This window comes from Marinobacter sp. 2_MG-2023, from assembly GCF_030546935.1.
Lineage (GTDB): Bacteria > Pseudomonadota > Gammaproteobacteria > Pseudomonadales > Oleiphilaceae > Marinobacter.
Genome location: NZ_JAUOPH010000004.1, coordinates 309,036 through 325,213 on the forward strand (window position 1 = coordinate 309,036; position 16,178 = coordinate 325,213).

The following is a 16,178-nucleotide window of genomic DNA, read 5'->3' on the forward strand; positions in this document are numbered from 1 at the left end:
TCGAGTAAGAGATCCTGAGCTCGGATGGCTCGAACTTTTTCCGACAGCTGTAACAACTCGGCTTAATCACTTGGGGCTCCGATTTGTCTGATGGTTGAAATAATCGGGTCAGGTGGCCGCAAAGAATTCAACAAATCAAAGTCTAATTGCTGCCGCAAACCGGCCGCTTCCGGGGCAACAAGCAGCCAGCCAAGAGCGCCCAGATTCGCGAGAACCGCCAGCCAGAAAACGAACTGATAGCTCACCTTTCGCGTTTTATGCCGAAAAACCTGTTGCGCCATAAGTGCACCAGGCCAGCCACAACAGAGTTCAAAGAAGTGCAGCCTATTCTCGGGCGTGCGCTGTGCTCCCCGTTGAGCCGCCCGCTTATCAATCCAGTACATCACAAACAACAGCAGACTCACCCCGCCATAAGCAGCCGGGATAGAAACAGGCATATACCCCCGATGAAACAGACCTGCCAGAGCGGTGAAAAACGCAAGTACAACAACAGCCGCCACCCAGACTCCCGGAGCGATACTGGCGCCAACCTTTGCTGCTCCCGCATACTGAAACCGCCCAGCCCTCAGCCGGCCCCGGTCATCCTTCGAGATGCTGTACGTCACTTTGCGATCAGGAACCGGTCGCCCTCGGCCTGCATAACTGCTGATATGCGCAAAAACCCGCTCACCACCGGCTTCCGGAGTAATAAACCCAAACCCCTTGGCATCATCCCAGACAGTGAGAAATCCTTTCTGATTCAATTCACTTCTCCTCGAACCAGGGGCATTTGATCGGGCCTGCAATGGTGGTAAAAGCTAACAAACAATAAAGTGCAGTAATAAGGGGCTGGAAAGCCGGTCTCAAATCCATTTCTCAGACATCCTAGTTTTGCAATCCTGAATCAACCCAGCGTGGAACATAAGCCAGTCTTCGGTTCGATGCCTCAGGATTCTTGTAACGGATTACAAGCCCTGCCAAGGCTGGAAAACAGACCTGATCCAGTTTCCCTATTGTTCCTTCAACTCACGATAACTCTCACAGGACTTATCGCGCTCCCTCGCCAACCTGGGATCGCTATTGCCCATAGCGGCAACCGTCGCCGCATTGCAGGCCTGACGCGCCTCATCCAACGGATCAGGCGTTGGTGCGGAACCTATATTGGCAACCGTTGGTTTGAAAGAGACAGCTGCATTGCAGTACATATTCTGGATTTTCGCCTGTTGCCAGTCGCCTGCCCCTGACGCTCTCAATTGCGAACACAGCGCATTGAACAGCCGGGCAGCCGTAGCAGTGCATCTGGAAAACTGACTGAGGTTGTGCTGATGATTGGCACAAACACTCTCAGAGCGCACCTTCCAAAGCTGATGCTGGTACGAAACCGATACCCCCTCGTATTCGATAACCACGGGGGTAACCTCAAGGTTTCTGGTTTCATTGAAATGATTCGATACCGTTGATTGCACGGTGTTGAGGTAAGCGGAAAACACAAAACTCACCGGGTCCAAAATTCCATACTCCAAAATAAACCATAGTTGAGGGCCGAATAATCAAGCCAGGTATTCAACACCTGTATCAGACAGCTTCAGAAATTTGGCGGGAACACGATGACGCGCTCATACTCTGAGAGATTGACCTTGCCGAGATTACCTACATTTTCGTAGTCGATGAAAGCCCATTTCATTGCTCAACGTCCTATGTCGGTTCAAAAATAAATCTGTCACGGTTTTCCCGGCGGAGGCGCAGCCTCAACGAAAAAGGCGCCCCTTGCCTTGTTATGTTTTTACTTGAAGTGGCCGTAAACGCCCCAACCACGACCAGTGATTCCCAAATTCAGCAGCAAATCTGCCTCTTTCTTACCCACGTAGCCTGGATTTTCTGACTCCCAGATCTTGCGCTTAATATATTTAGCCCAGACTTTTTCGAACTGACTTTCCGGCTCCTTATATCCGTTACAAACCTCTACGAATCGCTCTTGGGCAGGTGTTTCAGGATAAATTGCGCCACGCATGAGCGCTGCAAGCCACGAGCCGTAATTGATGAGCAGCTCAATCTCGACCTCAGAGAAGAGCGTATCGGGCACATTGGGCCGGAACTCCATTTTCCTATATTTTATGTGCTCTGCTGAAGCCACTGATCACCCCAAAAAACATAACGCCCGCATTTACGGCTAGTTTGGAGCGCAGCGGAAAACCAGTCCGACAACATACGCTTGTTAACCTTTTTTCCATTCAGGCAAATCACATTTTGAAACTTGTTTGTCAGGAAGGATAAATGCCACGCTGTACCTTGCCCTAGTTATTGCCACATATAACTTATTTTTAGACTCTTCTGATTTATCACCATCAAATACAGCGCAGTCTCCTAGAATATACTTAATATAGGGCTTTGTAGGAACTATTATAGTCCGATCAAACCCTAGCCCCTTTGACTTACCAAAATTAATCTTTCTAATACTGACTTCATTGAAGGTTTTTCCCGAGCTAATACCATGCCTTAAAAGTACAGGCTTATGCTCATTGATATAAGCTATTGCATTCGATTCACTTACACAAAACACGCCAACATGGGCACTAAAATGCTCTGGAATTTCGGCAACAGTAGAAATTGTTTTCTTATAACCTTCGTAAGAATGAACTTTGTCGGCATAATCACAAATACTTTGCACAGATCTTCTGCTAACTGCTAGATATTCCTCGTCAAATTTCATATTTCTAAATTTGCCCAGCTTTTGTTCGCTAGATTTTGGGCCTTTTGACGCTACAGAGGTGTCATAAATCGTTTGCCTAAAATCTCCCACACAAGTTATCAGAAAGGACTTGGATTTACTAAGGGCTTTGAGTATTTCATAATCCCAGCCAACTAGATCCTGCACCTCATCAAAATATATATGCTTATAAATCCCACCCAAACGATCTAGTATTTCTTTCTCCTTCAACTCCATTATTTTACTAGCGAGCTTTGATAGATAAGTCGTGTGTGCTTTTTTTCTGCACTTGGTAAGGTAGTAGTCTGGATTGAAACTCCCGCAAGCTAGAAGCTCTTTTCTACCTGGTATAGTCCTTCCATTCCTCTTATGAGGATCACCATTACTGTTAAAGTTTATAGTTTCAATACGTCCGTCAAATGCACACTGTTGATAAGGCCTTACAATATCCTCAAGTAGAAAGCTAAACAGCCCTTTGACTACAATTTATCGTTATCTAGATTTAGTAATGAGAATCGCGATACCAGCTCTTTTTGGTTGCTTTCAGTATATGTTACTACTAGAACCTTATCTCCCTGATTTGCATAATCTCCGGCTTCGGATATTATTCTATGTGTTTTTCCCGCTCCGGCGGCTGCAATCACAACCTTTTTACTCAAAACGTAGTGCCTTCTGTAAAAAGTCTGGATAATTTATCTTGTGATCAGATTCAAATATTCTGATGGCTGAATCCACTTTTTTCTTACCTGCGCCGCCTTCATCAGCATACCAATCCATTAAAAATCCAACCTTATTATCTAAAGTTTTTTGCTTCATATACTTATTGTATGTTTGTGTTGAAAGTGTGATTTTCGCGTAGTCATCAAGCTCTTTTTCAGTAGCCTTATTAGAAAATATTAATACCGGCTCTAGCGAATACTGCTCGTTATCGGATATAGAGAAAAACTCTATATTTTTATATGCATCATACTTATTTTTGTACTCTTCAATATTATATTTGTGGTTACCATCATTATCTTTGACAACATGTATATTTGTACCAATATTTTTTCCAATTTCCAAGTAATTTTTAAAGCCAATTCCTCGAACCACAACAATATCGATCCCATCGTCTTCTGGCAGTCGATCATAATTATCAATATAACTTCTTTTCAAAACTAGTTCGTCGGACGGACCTTCTACCAACACAACATTTCTTGATAAAACCACCCTTAAAGTGTCATAACCAGGTAATCTCTTCAGACTATTTGATACACTTTTATCTATGTCATTTAACCTGACGTAACTTTCATTAATAAGGCAGAGTTTATCTAGACTAAGCTTATTGAGAACATAAGAGCTATGTGTTGTTATAAACAATTGCTTACCTTGCCTCTGATTTTCTATATATTTAACTAATTTCGACAAATTGGTATGCGAGAGGTGATTTTCAGGCTCTTCCAATAAAATCACATCAACATTGCTGGCCTTGTTTTGTATAGCTAACTTGATTTGAATAGTGTTTTGTTCCCCCTTACCAACTTGAGGAAGGTTAATATTGTCAACAGATAGCTGCATACCTGATTCAAAGCTTGATATAGATACATCAGCAGTTACTTCAAGCTTTTTATTTGTGACAATATTTTCGCTATCTAATTTATCGTTTATCGATTTAACTTGCGGCTGGTCATCGAAATGCTGCTTTAGTTGTCGGTAATTAACATTTAGAAGCGCTTGCTCTTCTTTTGATAATGAGGAGTTTATGATTCTAGAAATATACTGATTTCGACCTTGAGTAGGATGCAACCTACTCGGATCCACAAACAAACCACTCATCTTTCTATTAAGAAACTTAATTTTATTCCATCCAAAGTCTAGCCATTCAATCTTGTAAAATTCAACAGGGATAGACTTTATTGAATCAGGAGTTTTAATAAATTCGTTGTATACCGCTTTCAAGTCATCATCAAATTTTATTTTTAAAGAGAGTCCATCGGTATTTTTATTTAGTGAGTTATTATCCCCTCGGTACTCAGGTGCGCCATCTAGGAACAGTTCAATCGTTATTGAAGGGAGGCTCTCACAATTTTTATCACCCTCTATGTAGGCTGTAGCAGCATCTAAATTGAAGAGTTCTGGTTTTATTTCACTGGACAGCGGCTTACCACGATAACTACAATTTAATGCTATCTCTATTGCCTCTTGAATTGTGCTTTTCCCTGAGTCGTTATCACCTACTAGTAAGTTTAGGTCATGATTAAAGTCAAATGCACGATCTGTGAATTTCTTGAAATTCTTAACGATTAACTTTTCAATGTGCACAAAATATTCCTTATACGACTTTAGCTATATATGCGATAGAGGTTAACGCGTCAATCAGCCGACGCGTCAGCGGTCGGCTGCATTGATTTGTTAGGGCTGAGATTATGGGGAACGCCCCCATTCGTACCAAAAGCCCCGCCATAATATTTCTTCAAATTAACCCCTATCTTTTTCGTCTCTTTGTACTGCGAAAGCATATTCTCACTAGCTATTGCTATTTTAGACCCAGCAAGTGAGTAGCCATTTTTACGCTTTTGTATTGGCAGGTGCTCTAACATCTGAAACTCTACTAAAAGATTTTTAAACTGCCCTGAATCTGCCACACCATCTAGACAATTAACAAAAAGCAATGCTAATTCCTTTGTAGAAAGCTGTGCTCTTAGAATACTTGAGTATTTTCTTTTTTCTTCGTAGGTCAATTTATTTTCTTCGTAACCATCAATAATTTTTAGGGCTTGGTATAGATTCCTGAAATAGTGGCCTAGTATGTGATTGTGATGCTTCTGAATATTTTTATAGCGTTCCAGAGCATCTTCCGGTGTTTTTGCTTCAATTGATAAGAATGCCAGAATCTCCTCAAATACAGCTCGCCCTTCAACCTTAGATTTTTTAGATGATGCACTTACACCTAATTGAGAATTTATAATAGATGCAGTAATTCCCTTGAGAGCTTTTTCAGCTTCACTTCTATAACTTAATTCTTCTAAATCAACCTTTAGGTTATCTACAATTTTATGGTGCAGGTCAAGAATATTAAAAAAGGTCGTTTCGATAGCTTGCGTGCTAAGAGCATCAGCAGTCTTTTCATATTCGTGACGGGCCAAACGCAGCTCTTGTCGCTGAATCACGATAGTGGCGATTAGGCCGAACAACGTAAAGAAAGTTAGTATTGGATTTAGGACTCCACCAAAAAAATCTCCGAAAACGCCACCTCGATCAGTGAACGATATCAAGGCCAGATTAATTAATAACAGTAACCCGGCACTTAATACTGCGAACGAAAGAACTTTAAACAAAACCTTATTGAGACTTAGGCTTATTTTGTTTTCATCGGACTCGGTGAATATAGCTTCAAAATCCGGATACTTTTGATCTAGATAGCTATTCAATCTGTAAAATATTTTTTTAAACCAGTCCTTCATCGTTTATTCCATAATCCGAGAGTTTCTCAGGCTTGTGTCCTAACAGTGGTTAGATAGCGCGCTTCGTTATTACCGAAAAACTGACCGCCATGAAACATGCATACCAGAGTTTGAAAACCTTAAATTAATCGTTTAAATCAAATACCTAGATACATTAAGACCTTGCGCACCCTGTAATAACTTGACGTCTTCATTATCGCAATAACGAAGCGCCGACGTCGCTTTCCCCCTTACCTCGTCTGACTTTCTCCTGAAAAACAGGCTCGCAGAAACCCTATCGATCAAGCCTTCCAGCTTGCCGTGAAAGCAGCGCACACACATGGTAATTGCCGACATAATAAGCGGCATAAAATGCGAGAAATCAAAAAAATGCGGTGTCAGTACTGAGGTGTCCATCGGCCGTTATCCATAACAGTTGGTGCTTTTTTCTGTCTTGTTTTACTACTGAAGATAAACCATCTCAGCACTCTCTGCCCCCCCTATTACAAAAATACATATCTTTATGCCACAAAAAAAGCTGCACGGTCTCCCGCACAGCTTTCTTTTTAATTCAGGTTTTAAACTAAATAGTTATTTATGCAGCAGCCAGAAAAGCTCCGGTCGCAGCAACCACACCACCCAGCACTCGACCAAAGCGGTTATCCGTTTTCTGCATCAATGCACCAAGCCCCCGTCCTACAAAGGTAAGGGCCAGTGTGCCAATGGAGAAGCCAACCAGGTATGCCACCAGCGCTGCGCCAGCAGGCATTTCTGTGCCGTGGGCAAAGCCGTGGAATACCATAAAGGCCGCGACCAGTGTTCCGCCTACCGCGGTAGGCAGTTTGGCCATGGTGGCTATAAGAATACCGGCCAGCAACACGGAGAGTGCGATGCCGGTTTCAACGCCGGGCAGGCTCATGCCTCCCCAGGCAATGGCTGCACCGAGGATCATGCCGCCGATCACAAACAGGGGCGTGCTGTTTTTCATAGTGGTGGACTGGCGCACGCTCCAGAAACCGATGGCTGCCATGGCCAGCAGGTGGTCAAGGCCCAGCATCGGGTGCATCAGGCCGCTGGTGAAGCCACCTTCAGTGTGGCCGGGATGGGCCATGGCTGAGGCGGAGGCGGTCAGCAACGCGGCGGCGGTAAGGAGTTTGGCTGTGAGTTTCATGGTGTTTCTCCTGATGGTTCTGGATTCGTTCCGATTCGGTTAGCTCAGGCTGGTTCAGCCAGTTTTTCGGGCCGTCTTTCCGGCAGCATGCCGCGCTCAAGAATGAAGTTGATAATAGTTTCCAGCCCTACTCCGTCGTAAAGGTTGGTGAACACGAAGGGGCGTTCGCCACGCATTTTTTTGCTGTCCCGCTCCATCACATCCAGGGAGGCATGTACCTGTTCGGCAATGTCGATCTTGTTGATGATCAGCAGGTCGGATTTGGTGATGCCGGGGCCGCCTTTGCGGGGGATCTTGTCGCCGGCGGAGACGTCGATCACGTACAGGGTGAGATCGCTCAGTTCCGGGCTGAAGGTGGCGGAGAGGTTGTCGCCGCCGGATTCCACCAGCACCAGTTCCAGGTTCGGGTGTCGGTTTTGCAGGTCGTCGATGGCAGCCAGGTTCATGGAGGCGTCTTCGCGGATAGCTGTATGCGGGCAGCCACCGGTTTCCACGCCGAGGATGCGGTCGGCTGGTAGAGCGTCGTGTTTAAGCAGGAAGTCGGCGTCTTCACGGGTGTAGATGTCGTTAGTAACAACGGCGATGTCGTAGTGGTCTTTTAGGGCCTTGCACAACTGGCGCAAGAGGGCGGTTTTTCCGGAACCGACCGGGCCGCCGACTCCAACTCTCAAACAATGTTTCATGGCTATATCCTCTTATCTTCAGGCTCCGTGTCTGCGTCGATCAGTAAGTCCTTCCGGGACACGCTGTAAATACATCCCTGTACGCTTGACTGCAGCATCCATGCTGCAGACAGTCCCGGAAGGACTTACTGACCGCCGCTCCAGACCTCGGAGTAAATGTCTTTATGTTTCAGCTTCTGAAAAGCCGTGAATACTGGGTTTCGTGTAAGGCGCTGCCGAGGGCCAGGCCGGGCAAAATGGGGCCAAGTTCTTCGTCATCCCGCTGCAGAGCAATCTCGACAGCGGTTACCAATAAGGGGCGCATGTGTTCGGTTACGCGCTGGGCTGCGGTGTGGCCAAGGGGCAGTGCTTTGCAGGCAACTGCAAGCTGGTTCTCAAGCCAGGCCCAGGCGAAACCGAGCAGGGTCTGGCGCTCGGGCACCTTCCGGTAGTGGGCCACCCAGGCGAACATGGTGATGTAACCGGGTTCGTCCGGAATCAGGCTCGCCTCTGGCAGCAGGCCAAGGTTGCGCAGCAGGGTGACCAGCGCCGCGCCAAGGCGGGTGTCTTCGTCACTCAGTTCTGCGGTTTCCCGGGTGGCGTGCAGCCAGTCGTTCCACTGGGCAATAGCTTCCGCATCCCCGGCTGCCCAGGCACTTTGCAGGCGCACCACCAAAGGCAACTCGCAACGGCTCAGGCCATCTTCCAGAACGCCTTCCAGCCATTGCTGCAAGTCTGCTTCGTTTTCTACCCAGCCCAGCTCAAAGGCACTTTCCAGCCCCTGGGACCAGGCAAAGGCACCTATGGGCAGCGCGGGGCTGACCAGTTGCATCAGGCCCAGCAAAGCCAGGTCGCTCGATGCGGCAGCCGGGCTGTTAGTGGGAGTGAGCATGGTGATGGCCGTGGCTATGGCTGTGGCCGCTATCGGCATTTCCAACTTGTGCATAAGCACCAGGTTCGGGATCAAAGGTTGCCGTGTGGCGAACCAGTTCTGCGCCCAGGTGCTCGGCCAACTCTTCCAGAACATGATCAGGCGGGAAACGCACCCAGCCACCTCGTTCGCTCTGGCCAATAGCCAGCGAGACATGGCGGTTGCCAAGGTGGTAGCACAACCTTGCCAGCGGAAGGCCAGCCTGTATGTAAGCGGTTACTACCGGTTCTTCCGCGGCGCGAATCCGGATGATTTCGCCGGTTCTGGCTTGCAACAAGTCGCCGTCACGCAATACAGGGCCACGGTCCAGAAACAGGCCAACGTCCTGGCTGGTTTCTGTGGTGGAGCGCAGCCGGCCCCGCATGCGCAGGTCGTAGGGCAAGGTCAGATTGTCGAAAATTTCAGTGCTTTCCACATGGGAAACGCGTTTTATAAGTTCCAGCATAAGGTTCTCCGGCCTCTGGCTCAGAATAGGTGGTAGCGCTGGGCCAACGGCAACTCAGAAGCCGGTTCGCAGGTCAGCAGTTCACCGTCTGCATGCACTTCGTAGGTTTGCGGGTCTACAGTCAGGTGCGGGCAGGCGTCGTTCAGTTTCATATCGCTCTTGCGGACTTGCCGCACGTTGGTACAGGCGGAGAGCATGCTGTCCAAGCCCAGCTCCTTGCCAATACCGGCTTCCAGGGCTGCCTTGCTGACAAAGGTCAGGCGGGTGGCACTGGCGGCTTTACCAAAGGCACCAAACATGGGGCGGTAGTGCACTGGCTGAGGCGTGGGAATCGATGCATTGGGATCGCCCATGGGCGCAGCGGCAATCATGCCGCCTTTGATGATGCAGGCGGGTTTCACACCAAAGAATGCAGGGCTCCAGAGCACCAGGTCCGCCAGCTTGCCCACTTCTACCGAGCCCACATCGTGTGCAATGCCATGGGTAATGGCGGAGTTGATGGTGTACTTGGCGATGTAGCGTTTGGCGCGGAAGTTGTCGGCACCCAGTTCTTCATCTTCCGGCAGCAGACCGCGCTGAGTTTTCATCTTGTGGGCCGTTTGCCAGGTGCGGCAGATAACCTCCCCTACCCGGCCCATGGCCTGTGAGTCGGAGGAGATCATGGAGATCACACCCATGTCGTGAAGGATGTCTTCAGCTGCAATGGTTTCCCGGCGTATGCGGGAGTCAGCAAACGCCACATCTTCCGGGATGTTGGGGTCCAGATGGTGGCAGACCATCAACATGTCCAGATGCTCGTCGATGGTGTTAACCGTGTACGGGCGCGTGGGGTTGGTGGAAGACGGCAACACATAGGGTTTCGAGCAGGCGGTGATGATGTCCGGCGCGTGGCCGCCGCCCGCACCTTCGGTATGGAAAGTGTGAATGCAGCGTTCTTTGAACGCGGCCAGGGTGTCTTCCACAAAGCCGGATTCGTTCAATGTGTCGGTGTGGATGGCAACCTGTACGTCGTATTGATCCGCCACGGTCAGGCAGTTGTCGATGCTGGCCGGGGTGGTGCCCCAGTCTTCGTGCAATTTGAGGCCAATGGCGCCCGCTTTGATCTGCAGTTCCAGTGCTTCTGGCAGGCTGGCGTTGCCTTTGCCCAGAAAGCCGATGTTCATGGGCAGGCTGTCCACGGCCTGCAGCATTTTACCCATGTGCCAGGCACCGGGTGTACAGGTGGTCGCGTTAGTTCCGGTTGCCGGGCCGGTGCCGCCGCCCAACATGGTAGTCACGCCGCTCATTAGCGCTTCTTCCACCTGTTGCGGGCAGATGAAGTGAATATGGGGGTCAACGCCGCCAGCGGTGAGAATTTTACCCTCGCCTGCGATGATTTCAGTGCCGGGGCCGATGACGATATCGACGTCTGGCTGGGTGTCCGGGTTGCCGGATTTGCCAATGGCGGCGATGCGGCCTTTCTGGATGCCTACATCCGCTTTAACGATGCCCCACCAGTCGAGAATCAGGGCGTTGGTGATCACCGTGTCCATCACTGAGTCGTCGGCGCGCTGGCTCTGACCCATGCCATCGCGGATAACCTTGCCGCCGCCGAATTTTACTTCGTCGCCGTAATGGGTGTGATCTTTCTCGACCTCAATCCACAGTTCAGTGTCGCCCAGCCTTACCCGGTCACCAACGGTGGGGCCGTACATGTCGGCGTATGCCTGCCTAGTAATCTTCATTTCTGCGCCTCCAGTTTGCCCATCACATCGCCCCGAAACCCATAGATTTCACGTCCGCCAGCAAAGGGAATCAGAGTGACCTGCCGCGATTGCCCCGGCTCGAAACGAATGGCCGTGCCCGCAGCTACGTCCAGGCGGTAGCCTTTTGCTTTATCACGATCAAAAATCAGAGCCGGATTCGCTTCGGCGAAATGGTAGTGGGAGCCGAGCTGAACCGGCCGATCGCCGGTGTTGGCTACATCCAGAGTGATGCGCTCGCGGCCTGCGCAGAGTTCGATGTCGCCGTCTTTGAGTTGGTACTCTCCGGGAATCATAAATAGCCTCCTTTAAAAGCCGATGAGAAGCGTTGGCGAGGCAGCCGATACAAGCGGAACGCCGCCCGGACAAAAGAAGGCGAAAAAGCGCAGTTTATGCATGTATAAATGAGCATTTTGAGCCTTCTTTTAACGCCGTAGCGGCAACGCAGGTAGCTTCTCATTGGCCTTTTAAACAATGGGGTTGTGAACGGTGACCAGCTTGGTGCCGTCCGGGAAGGTGGCTTCCACCTGCACTTCCGGAATCATTTCAGCTATTCCATCCATCACGTCGTCCCGCGTGAGAATTTCTGCGCCGCTGCTCATCAGTTCTGCAACGGAGTGGCCGGCTCTGGCGCCTTCCATGATTTCCGCGCTGATCAGGGCAATGGCCTCCGGGTAGTTCAGTTTCAGGCCCCGGGCCTTGCGGCGTTCGGCCAGCAGTGCGGCGGTGAACAGCAATAGTTTGTCTTTGTCTCTGGGCGTTAATTCCATGGTGTCTAACTCCGGTTATCGCGACGCAATTCGAATGGTGTTCAGGTCAGCCAGATGCGGGGAACGCTGGCTGGCTGGCCGGTGAGTTCTGGCCTGAGCAGTTCCCAGGCTTGCTGGCAAAGGGCCCAGGCTTCGTTTCTTTCCTGCCCCAGATAGCGCAACAGCAACACGCCACGGCGACGGGTAACGGCCCAGCGTTGATTAGCGGGCAGGTTTGCCCGGAGCGCTTCGATAGCAGCGGCTTCGTCTTCCAGCCCGACAACCCAGAGGGTGGCTTGCACGGTCGCACCACCCTGCCCCCAATGGCCTTTAAATCGGCGGTGGGTAGGGTCCATGGGCTGGCGTTCGAGCCACAGAGGGCGGCCGTTCATGTGCAGGCGAAAACTCTGTTCCAGATGGCCAGACACAAACGGCAAGTCACTGGCCGGGCGCCCCAGGGCAAGGATTTCCCAGCCGATGCATTTGGCGCCGGTTTCGAGTTCGATGGTGGTGCTTTGCTTACCCCGGGAGCCGTCAAAGGCAATGGTTTCTTGTGGCAGGTATTCAAGAATGCCGTTTCTGGCCACCCGCAGGCGGGTGTGCTGCCCCCAGGCGACGCCGTGGCTGTCGGCTTTGTAAAGCTTGGCGGCGGCCGGAGTGGTTAGCAACACATGAGCTCGCTCACCGACCGAGGCTTCAATACGGAGCTCATCACCGCTCACCAACCCGCCGGGCGGGTGCAATAAATACACATGGCAGCAGCCGGTGCGCCCTTCCGGGTAGAAAGGCCGCTGCACCCTTAACGGGCCATGGTGTTTACGGCGAACCAGACTGGTAACAGGCTCACCTTTTTCTTTATCTCTCGCTTCAAAACCAAGAGACAAACCGGCGGCCCAACGCCGCTCCAGATCAAACCGGTGGCCCGACGCAGACTCGTGCTGAAGGAATGGTTCTAGTCGTTGGAAAGCTGTCATACCACGGGATGCTTTTGAAAGTGAGTTGCGCCGTTCATCATGAACCTTTCCCACATTGCATCAGCCGTTCCAGACCGGTAAAACCATCATTAATTTCAGTTAGTTACATTAAAAATAAACATAGCATGGTGCTCTATTCCGGGTTCAAGAACCCCAAATCAGTGCGAGCAAAACCGGGGTGCGCCATTCTGGTGCGCTCACCCTGCCAGGTTGAGTGGGCTCTAGATCAGCACAACCTCGTCGCCAACACTTATCAGGCCCGAGTTTCTGACGTTTCCGTATATCCCCAGATTCTGATCCGCGTGCCGAACAATGCTGCGCAGCAAACCGGTATCTGCACCAAAGTCGCTCTGTTGCCTGGTAACCGCACCGCAGCGTGGTGCAGGCCCGTCGCATTCGATGCGTAGCTCGCCAATTTGCAGGGTTTTACCAATCCAGTCCTGTTCAGCCAGGCCCTCGATTCCCGGCAAGGTTTCAATCATCAGATTGGGGCGAAAGCGCTCCAGGTGCCAGTCGGCCTCCGGGTTTTGCTGCTTCATGTAATCCAGGCTGGCTGTGGTCAGGATATGGAACGGCGACACCAGAAAGAACGTGCCCCGGACAGACACGAACTCCTGCATGGACTTTGGCAGGTTATCGAGATCGGGCAGTGGTTCACCTTCTTCTCGTGCGAAGGTAGCTTTCAGCTCGTCAAGCCAGGTGTGGTCATCGGTTTTGTATCGGCGATAGAAGTCGTCACCTGCATCTGCGCGCAGTGGCTGCAGAACGCTTTCATGGCCAATAAGGGCAGACACCTGGGCATTGACCTGCGGGTGATCGCTGCGAAGGGTTTGGCCGTCAGGAAAGGTAATTTCGATATGCTCGCTGTCAAGCTCACCCCGGGTGCGGGCACGGCATTGAAGGAGTTGCGGGCGGAACTTGCAGCTCTGGATCTCCTGGCGTTTTACGTCCTGCACGGCCCATGTGCGATCACCCGCCAAACCCTGCGAATCAAGAGCACAGGCTCCCAGACTTTCACCGGCCATGCCCTTTACGGGGTAACGCCAAATCGACTCGATCGTACCAATTTTCATTGCAGTTACCTCTGAAAATACCGTTTAAAGGTATTGCCGAGGTGTCCAGGCGTCTATACGTCGGAGAACGTAGAAGCGCCCAAGGGGTTGCCAACCATCAACTTGCCTTACTTGATGCAGTTCTGGCGCTGTTGATGATGGCGTCTAACTCTAAACCATCGCGAGGATACTCAGCGGCGCCCACTCTGCAGGAAACAAGCACATCCCGACCGTCCTCCAGCTGGATCGCCGACTCCAGGGCATCGGTTATAAGGTGGGCGACTTCACTCGCGTCTGCAGCGCTCTGCCCGGGAAGCAGAACAATGAATTCGTCGCCACCCCAGCGGGATACTGTATCGGCCTGGCCGATACAGGCGCCGACCCTTCGAGCCACCTGGCGGAGCACGTCATCGCCACCGGAGAACCCCAGCTTTTCGTTGACCTGTTTAAAGCCGTTGATGTTCACATACAAAACGATGACGGTACCCTGCCACCTGTCTGCCTGTATCATGGCCTGCCGTAATCTGTCGGTCAGCAACAGGCGGTTTGGCAGATCTGTGACACTGTCAAAATGCGTCAGGTACTCCAACTCCTGGCTTTTTTCCAGATTGGCGATTGCGAATGAGATATCGCCAGCGACTTCCCGCAAAAGTTCCATTTCAGCCTGGTCGAAAGAAAACGGCTCACACCGATAGAGGACCAAAGCAGCGTCCAACGGCTGTCCCTGCGTGGTTAGCGGAAAACTGGCCAACGCCTGTATGCCCTGACCAACCAACCCCGCCAGGTCCACGTTGCCTTCCTGCTGCGCCAGATTGTTTCGCGTAACTACCTGATGTGTCTGCAGGCACTCATAAATGGCATCGGTTTCGAAACCAGAGAGTGACCGGGCCTGCAGCTGCGTATTTTCGGCGTGTGCGTGCCGGATATTGAGCAGGCCCGAATGCTTGTCGTGCTCTACAACCATTGCAGCAGGCAACTCACCTTTCTCTACCGCAATCCATGTAGCGCCCTCATAGAGCGCATCCAGGGCCTGAGCGCGTAAGATCAGCGTGTTGATGCCACTCAGAACCTTATGAATCCGGTTCAGGCGAAGTACTTTCAGCTCGGCTTCTACGCGCGCCGTGATATCCAGAATCGCCACGATAATAGAGTGGCCATCAGCCGTCTGTACCGGGTTCAGAGCAATCTCGGCCCGAAACTCGCTACCGTCCTGGCGCAAAGCAAACAGATCTCGCCCGCTGCCCAGCATTCTTCGTTCTCCCCCTTCCAAATACTCACGCTGGAAGGTTAAAGGCTCACTGCGGAACCGCTCGGGTAGAAGGCGTTCTACCTGCCGGTTAACCAAATGGCCCTGCGGGCAGCGAAATAGTGAGTGTGCGAGTTGGTTGGCTATCTGGATAGTACCCCTTCGATCAACCATAAGCGTGGCCACTGGAGATGAGTCCACGGTGGAGCGAAAACGTTCCTCCTCCCGGTTGAGGGCACCCGCACCGAGCCAGCCGACACAGGTCAGCACCAGAATGCTGGAGAGACTGCTCAATGCAAAGCCGAACGCCTCGGTGTAATAGCCAGCCACAACGCCTTCCATACTCAGCCAGCCTATAAGCACCGGAGTAACAACGAAATAAGGCAGAAGGCGCCTTAAGGAGCGGCCACCAATATACGCACTCGCTGCGGAACTCATCACCCCGGCGTGAGGCCTTACCATGAGCATGCCAGCGCCGCAGACAACGAACAAAGCTGCGGTGTGCAGGGCCATGGTGGAAAACAAAGGCAGCCTGAAGCGTTGCACACCGAAAATATATCCGATGAGTGCCGCACCGCTGATCACGATTACCGCCAGGGCAAGGAGTTGCAGTACGACGATGGAGTGGCGTAACGGCATAGCATTGATCAGCCACGCGACGCCCATCAGGCTGAAACAAAGGGCCGTGCCGGCCGACATACGCCCCGGCCAGTCCTCTGGAGGCGTATCCAAATCCTGAATCACAAGATTATCGATGCCCAGCTGCCAACCCAGCCCGTACTGGAGCAGCGTGAGGCCTGATATCACGAGAAGAAAAACCCCCAGGCAGGCAACGATCGAGTCCCGTGCAGAAGTCTCGCCACTCTGTGATTGACGATGAAAAAGAAGGCCGCAGATGAGGAAGCAAAATGCTGTATTGAACTTCATTGACTGGAAAGAGGGGCGAAGGCGTTTTCCCACCTCAATATCGAACCCCCACGACAGCATAACCAGCGAACTGATTACGATGACCGCCCAGCCAATATGACAGATGGTGCGGCTGTGTGCGCCTTGCGAGCCTAGCGCTGGAATGTTATTCGGATAGCTTACCCCTGGCAT

General features: G+C 51.1%; 17 protein-coding genes. All 17 read right to left on the reverse strand.

Annotation, left to right across the window (positions count from 1 at the left end; translation table 11 throughout):
- Positions 1-62: 62 nt before the first annotated feature.
- The 17 genes from Q4501_RS12010 to Q4501_RS12085 all read right to left on the reverse strand — a co-directional run bounded on the left by Q4501_RS12010 (position 63) and on the right by Q4501_RS12085 (position 16,178).
- A complete protein-coding gene (locus Q4501_RS12010; protein WP_303596476.1) occupies positions 63-743 on the reverse strand; it encodes a cold shock and DUF1294 domain-containing protein in 681 nt (226 codons plus the stop codon).
- Between the two features lie 246 nt (positions 744-989).
- Positions 990-1,469 (reverse strand): hypothetical protein, encoded by a 480-nt coding sequence (locus Q4501_RS12015; RefSeq protein ID WP_303596477.1) that lies wholly within the window; start codon positions 1,467-1,469, stop codon positions 990-992.
- A gap of 293 nt (positions 1,470-1,762) precedes the next feature.
- Entirely contained in the window at positions 1,763-2,113 is a 351-nt protein-coding gene (gene maoP / locus Q4501_RS12020; RefSeq protein ID WP_303596478.1) for a DUF413 domain-containing protein, read from the reverse strand.
- 81 nt (positions 2,114-2,194) lie between these two features.
- Complete coding sequence (locus tag Q4501_RS12025; protein ID WP_303596479.1) at positions 2,195-2,923, reverse strand: UvrD-helicase domain-containing protein; 729 nt, start codon at positions 2,921-2,923, stop codon at positions 2,195-2,197.
- Between the two features lie 242 nt (positions 2,924-3,165).
- On the reverse strand, positions 3,166-3,330 hold the full coding sequence (locus tag Q4501_RS18520; protein WP_368497717.1) for a hypothetical protein: 165 nt from the start codon (positions 3,328-3,330) through the stop codon (positions 3,166-3,168).
- A gap of 7 nt (positions 3,331-3,337) precedes the next feature.
- Positions 3,338-4,987, reverse strand: coding sequence for an ATP-dependent endonuclease (locus Q4501_RS12030; protein WP_303596480.1), 1,650 nt, complete (start codon positions 4,985-4,987; stop codon positions 3,338-3,340).
- 50 nt (positions 4,988-5,037) lie between these two features.
- Complete coding sequence (locus Q4501_RS12035) at positions 5,038-6,129, reverse strand: putative phage abortive infection protein (RefSeq protein ID WP_303596481.1); 1,092 nt, start codon at positions 6,127-6,129, stop codon at positions 5,038-5,040.
- 574 nt (positions 6,130-6,703) lie between these two features.
- Positions 6,704-7,279 carry a HupE/UreJ family protein gene (locus Q4501_RS12040; RefSeq protein ID WP_303596482.1) on the reverse strand — a complete coding sequence of 192 codons (576 nt, stop codon included), beginning with the start codon at positions 7,277-7,279 and terminating at the stop codon, positions 6,704-6,706.
- Positions 7,280-7,323: 44 nt separating this feature from the next.
- Positions 7,324-7,962 carry an urease accessory protein UreG gene (gene ureG, locus Q4501_RS12045; protein ID WP_303596483.1) on the reverse strand — a complete coding sequence of 213 codons (639 nt, stop codon included), beginning with the start codon at positions 7,960-7,962 and terminating at the stop codon, positions 7,324-7,326.
- 169 nt (positions 7,963-8,131) lie between these two features.
- Entirely contained in the window at positions 8,132-8,833 is a 702-nt protein-coding gene (locus Q4501_RS12050) for an urease accessory protein UreF (RefSeq protein WP_303596830.1), read from the reverse strand.
- Positions 8,817-9,317 (reverse strand): urease accessory protein UreE, encoded by a 501-nt coding sequence (ureE, locus tag Q4501_RS12055; RefSeq protein WP_303596484.1) that lies wholly within the window; start codon positions 9,315-9,317, stop codon positions 8,817-8,819. The genes Q4501_RS12050 and ureE overlap by 17 nt, the downstream gene beginning before the upstream one ends.
- Positions 9,318-9,337: 20 nt before the next feature.
- On the reverse strand, positions 9,338-11,041 hold the full coding sequence (ureC, locus tag Q4501_RS12060) for an urease subunit alpha (RefSeq protein WP_303596485.1): 1,704 nt from the start codon (positions 11,039-11,041) through the stop codon (positions 9,338-9,340).
- Entirely contained in the window at positions 11,038-11,355 is a 318-nt protein-coding gene (locus Q4501_RS12065) for an urease subunit beta (protein ID WP_303596486.1), read from the reverse strand. Before Q4501_RS12065 ends, ureC begins: the two co-directional genes overlap by 4 nt.
- Positions 11,356-11,526: 171 nt before the next feature.
- Entirely contained in the window at positions 11,527-11,829 is a 303-nt protein-coding gene (gene ureA, locus Q4501_RS12070) for an urease subunit gamma (protein WP_303596487.1), read from the reverse strand.
- Between the two features lie 41 nt (positions 11,830-11,870).
- Positions 11,871-12,782 (reverse strand): urease accessory protein UreD, encoded by a 912-nt coding sequence (locus Q4501_RS12075; protein WP_303596488.1) that lies wholly within the window; start codon positions 12,780-12,782, stop codon positions 11,871-11,873.
- Positions 12,783-13,003: 221 nt separating this feature from the next.
- On the reverse strand, positions 13,004-13,855 hold the full coding sequence (locus Q4501_RS12080; protein WP_303596489.1) for an MOSC domain-containing protein: 852 nt from the start codon (positions 13,853-13,855) through the stop codon (positions 13,004-13,006).
- 97 nt (positions 13,856-13,952) lie between these two features.
- Positions 13,953-16,178, reverse strand: coding sequence for a diguanylate cyclase (locus tag Q4501_RS12085; RefSeq protein WP_303596490.1), 2,226 nt, complete (start codon positions 16,176-16,178; stop codon positions 13,953-13,955).